Below are 1961 nucleotides of genomic sequence, written 5' to 3'. Positions count from 1 at the left end.
TGGCGAGATAGCTCAGTTGGCTAGAGCACACGGTTCATACCCGTGGTGTCGAGGGTTCGAATCCCCCTCTCGCTACTACACGAAAGATAAGTCTGCAAATCGAGTGAAAGGTTTACAGGCTTTTTTATGTTGCCGGCATATTCACACAAAAATATACAAAATTTCTTTTTACTATTGCCATAATCCCCAAAATCCTTTATAATGCAAAAAGGTGAAAGCAAAAGTTCATTGTAATGACAGTAGTATGAAATGATAACAGGGTGGTTATTCAAAAAAGGATAACTGCCTTGTTTTTGATTATAGGAAAAATCGCTATTGTAAAACCTTTTGCCGAATCACATCAACATTCACGAAAGAGAGGGAAAGGAATGGAGAAACAAGAGAAAAACACAGTAACACCCTACGACCTTGATGGAAGGCCGCCACTGAAGCTGGCGATTCCTCTTGGTTTGCAGCATGTGCTGGCTATGTTCGTAGGTAATCTTACACCGCTTCTGATCATCACAGCAGCCTGTGGAATCGAAGCCGGCGGAGAACTGCAGGTAGCACTTCTGCAGAATGCCATGCTGATTGCAGGTATTGTAACATTGGTTCAGGTATTTACCATAGGACCTGTGGGTGGTAAACTCCCCATCGTTATGGGAACCAGTTCCGGTTTTATTGGCGTATGCCAGAGTGTTGCAGGAGTCATGGGTAATGGAGTGGTTGCGTATGGTGCAATTATGGCGGCATCCTTTATCGGCGGTCTTTTTGAAACTGTACTGGGAAGCTTCCTGAAACCATTGAGAAAATTTTTTCCGTCAGTTGTAACAGGAACCGTTGTATTATCAATCGGTCTTTCACTGATTGCTGTTGGTATCAGTTCTTTTGGCGGCGGAAGTTCCGCTAAGGACTACGGTTCTCTGGAGAATCTGTTTGTAGGCTTTGTAGTTCTGGTTGTAATTGTCGTATTAAAACATGGAACAAAAGGATTTACAAGCTTTGCATCAATTCTGATCGGTATTATCGTTGGATATGTGCTGGTAAGTATTATGGCAGCAGTTCTTCCTACCACATTTACCTATGTGGATGATGCAGGTGCAACAGTAGAAGCTACCAAATCCTGGGTTCTTAACTGGGATAAAGTAGCAAGCGCATCCTGGTTTGCAGTGCCGAAGATCATGCCTGTCAAATGGGTATTTGATGCAAGGGCAATCGTTCCGATCTGCATCATGTTTATTGTAACAGCTGTAGAGACTGTAGGTGATATTTCCGGTATCACAGAGGGCGGTCTTGGAAGAGAAGCTACAGACAAAGAACTTTCTGGCGGCGTTATGTGCGATGGTCTTGGATCTTCACTGGCAGCAGTATTTGGCGTACTTCCGAATACTTCTTTTAGCCAGAACGTAGGTCTGGTTGCAATGAACAAGGTTGTAAACCGTTTTTCAATTGCAACAGGCGGTATTTTCCTTATCGCATGTGGTCTGTTTCCGAAGCTTGCAGCACTGATCTCCATCATGCCTCAGAGTGTACTGGGCGGTGCGGCAGTTATGATGTTCTCATCTATTGTTGTCAGCGGTATCCAGCTTATCACAAAATGGCCGGTAACTCCGAGAAACGTAACAATTGTCTCCGTTGCACTTGGTCTTGGCTATGGACTTGGGGCAAACTCAGCAGTCCTTGCACATATGCCGCAGGCAATCACATTGATCTTCGGCGGTTCAGGAATCGTACCTGCAGCACTGTTTGCTATCATTCTGAATATTGTGCTTCCACCGGATGAGAAATCCGAAGTTGAGATTGCAGAAGAGATTCTTGACATTAAGAAAAAAGAGGCACAGAAGAAATAGCAGCAGAATCAACTTGTTGGCACACTGGGATTGTTCGAAAGTGAATAAGTAAAACGTTACTGTTCACTCCGTTCTCAGTAACGTAGCCAAAATTCATTCCAGATTGCCTGCGGCAATGGAATTTTGGCTTGT

1 protein-coding gene and 1 tRNA gene are annotated in these 1961 nt (G+C 44.1%); both read left to right on the top strand.

What is annotated here, in order from left to right:
• Position 1 precedes the first annotated feature (1 nt).
• Positions 2 to 75: transfer RNA gene (locus I4V44_RS17325), tRNA-Met, on the top strand.
• Positions 76 to 368: 293 nt separating this feature from the next.
• Positions 369 to 1829 carry a uracil-xanthine permease family protein gene (locus I4V44_RS17320; protein WP_118573881.1) on the top strand — a complete coding sequence of 487 codons (1461 nt, stop codon included), beginning with the start codon at positions 369 to 371 and terminating at the stop codon, positions 1827 to 1829.
• Positions 1830 to 1961 lie beyond the last annotated feature (132 nt).

The organism is Blautia sp. 1001283B150304_161114_C9 (genome assembly GCF_015668165.1).
Lineage (GTDB): Bacteria > Bacillota > Clostridia > Lachnospirales > Lachnospiraceae > Blautia_A > Blautia_A wexlerae.
Note: the sequence above shows the minus strand (reverse complement) of the source record. Positions and strands in the feature narration are given on the sequence as shown.